The organism is Mesorhizobium sp. M5C.F.Ca.IN.020.29.1.1 (genome assembly GCF_003997375.1).
Lineage (GTDB): Bacteria > Pseudomonadota > Alphaproteobacteria > Rhizobiales > Rhizobiaceae > Mesorhizobium > Mesorhizobium wenxiniae.
Genome location: NZ_RZSW01000736.1, coordinates 1 through 2,397, shown reverse-complemented (window position 1 = coordinate 2,397; position 2,397 = coordinate 1). Strand labels below are relative to the sequence as shown.

The window sequence follows — 2,397 nt, the reverse complement described above, 5'->3', positions numbered from 1 at the left end:
GGATATAGTGGGACGTACCCAGCAGGTTGATGTTGATTTCCCATACCGCGAACACAGCAACAAACCAGACGAGCGGAGTGGCCCATTCCCCAACGCGTGCCACGCGCACATGCGAGCCGGTCTTCTGAGAAGCGATGCCATGCGCCATCTTCAGTCCTTCAAATGCCTAGGTTGAGCCGGCAGCAGGTCCCGTCTTGCCCAGCAACGCGCACCCTGTCCTTTATGGAACACCGTTCCAACTGTAACTCTCTTTATTTCGATGTCAACGGTTGAATCGATTGGCCGTATCAATGCGGATGGTCTCCTCAACGGCTCAGTGCTTCAGGAGGCAATCGCTGCGGCAATGCAGCCTCGGCTGCGAGCCGAGATCTTAGTCTAAGACGCGGCGCGATCGGTTCCGCAAGGAACTGCCGGATCACTACCGGCGTCGCTTCAGGTAACTATGCCTGTGCCTGCCTCGATCGCCCAAGGGTTGACTGCGCGCCACTCCCTCAGCTTTCGCAGCCCCTCCCTCAGCGAGATTCGCGATTTGAACCCGATTTCTTCGCTCGCCCTAACTGAGTCGCCAATCCGGTTCCGCACCAAGTTCGCGCCATCGGCTCTCGGCGTGTAACGGATCGGCGCCTTGCACCCGGTCAGGTCGCAAATAATCTCAGCGATTTCGCGCAACGTGGTTTTCACGCCGGTTCCGATATTATAGGCGCGATCAACCGTGCCAGCCCTTAGCGCGTAGACGTTGGCCCGGGCGACGTCTTCAGCGATGATGAGGTCGTACGCCTCGCTTCCATCTCCTGCTATGACCGGTGACTCTCCGCGTTCCGCAGCGTCTAACATCCGCATGATCACAGACATGTAGACGCCCGAATAGCCCTGTCGAGGGCCATAAACATTCATGTACCGCATAGCGACGTACGGAAGCCCATACTCGTGATGATAGGCATGCAAAAGCGCCTCGGACGCGATCTTGGTCGCCCCGTATAGATTCTGATTGTTAAACGGGTGCGCTTCAGTCATCGGCTCCTCGACAGCATCCCCGTAAACGGACGTAGAGGATGCGTAGACAAGGCGTTCAACGCCCTGGTCTACACAGGCCTGCATCACGTTTAAGGTCCCTCTGACGTTGACCTCGAAGCCAGTCACTGGGTCGGCTCGGCAACGCAGGAGCAATAGCGTTGCAAGATGAATGACGCCGTGGGCACCGGACAGCGTTCGATTGAGCTGGTCGAGGTCCCGAACGTCAGCATTCACGATTTGCACGCGCTTATCCTTCCGTGCCTCCGCAAGGAAATCCATCTTTCCGTGGCGGAAGTCGTCGTAAACGATGATTTCCGAAACCTGCTCGCAGACAAGCCGGTCCACTGTATGGGATCCGATGAGGCCGGCGCCTCCGATCACCACAACGCGTTTTCCTATAAGCTCCATACCGACGTTCCAATCTAACGTTCCTGTGCAGGCGCGTATTGGTGTTGCGCCATCTCGGCCAGTATGGCGTCCGCTGGAGCAGCTTTCTACCGCACTTAAATTCCGGCGTGGTGCAATTTGTCTCCCGCTTGAGCGCGCCTGGCGCAAAATGGCCTTGCAATCGCGTCATCCTGCTACAAGGGCGTGGCCGAATTATATACGGACGGCACCCGGGGCCGCCTACGGTCCTTTCCGATTACAGAAGCAATCGCAAAGATATCTATTGTCGTGCGGGACCCCTAAGTGGCCTAACAGCGCTCGCAAGAAGATTGGAGTTTCTCCATCCACATTTGATGCGACGTGGCCGGTTACAGCAGCGTTCCGCGCACAAACCGCCGGCGGCGATCGGCACGATTACCGATAACGCGCTCTAGTAATCCCAACACTGCATATCTAAGCCGCCAGGCGGCGTTTTCTGAAATCTTTGATGATTTCCCTTGCCGCATTATGGCCGGGCACTCCGGTCACGCCGCCGCCCGGATGTGTACCGGAACCACACATGTACAGGTTGCGAAGCGGACCGCGATATTGGGCATATCCGGCAGCCGGGCGCAACGCCCAGAGTTGGTCGAGATGCAGTGCTCCATGAAAGATGTCGCCTCCGACCAATCCAAATTCCCGCTCAAGGTCGAGCGGGCTCAAAACTTGGCGGCCGAGAATGCTGGATTTAAAATTTGGAGCGTAGCGGTTAACCGTGGCAATGACGTGGTCAGCAACTCCCTCCTTCACCTCATCCCAAGTCCTGCCGCCGGCGAGTTGGGGATTGAAATGCTGACAGAATAAACTCGCCACATGCTGACCTGCCGGAGCGAGGCTGTCATCGCAAATGCTTGGGATAATCATCGATACAAGAGGTTCTTCGGACCATCCACCCCGCTTTGCATCATCGTAAGCTCGCTCCAAGTAGTCGAGTGACGAGCAGATGTGGATCCCGCC

Annotated in this window: 1 protein-coding gene and 1 pseudogene; both read right to left on the bottom strand. The window is 57.0% G+C overall.

Annotated features, from left to right (window positions below; all coding sequences use genetic code 11):
* Nucleotides 1-432: 432 nt before the first annotated feature.
* Nucleotides 433-1,422, bottom strand: coding sequence for an NAD-dependent epimerase/dehydratase family protein (locus tag EOA85_RS32875; RefSeq protein ID WP_127212490.1), 990 nt, complete (start codon nt 1,420-1,422; stop codon nt 433-435).
* A 432-nt stretch (nt 1,423-1,854) separates the two neighbouring features.
* Nucleotides 1,855-2,397: pseudogene (locus EOA85_RS32870) on the bottom strand (FAD-dependent oxidoreductase); the annotation flags it as partial.